The organism is Anaerococcus lactolyticus ATCC 51172, from assembly GCF_000156575.1.
In the GTDB taxonomy this organism is placed as follows: Bacteria; Bacillota; Clostridia; order Tissierellales; family Peptoniphilaceae; genus Anaerococcus; species Anaerococcus lactolyticus.
On the sequence record NZ_GG666239.1, the window covers coordinates 1 to 207 of the forward strand.

Here is a 207-nt window from a genome sequence, read left to right on the forward strand (position 1 = left end):
CCCAGCCTTCGCCATCAGCGTCGGGAGGACACCCTTGCCGCGATGGCACGCTGGGAGACGAGCTGGTCCGCCGCCGGTCTGGGGTCGTGGGCGGTCCGCCTGCGCTCCACGGGTGAGCTGATCGGCAACGGCGGGTGCACGCTGCTCGGTGGCGAGGTCTGGAACCTCGGGTATCGGCTGTCGGCCGACCATCACGGTCAGGGGTAC

1 protein-coding gene is annotated in these 207 nt (G+C 71.0%); it reads left to right on the forward strand.

Annotated elements, in window-relative coordinates; translation table 11 throughout:
* On the forward strand, positions 1-207 hold a 207-nt coding region (locus tag HMPREF0072_RS12790), incomplete at both ends, for a GNAT family N-acetyltransferase (RefSeq protein WP_155811929.1).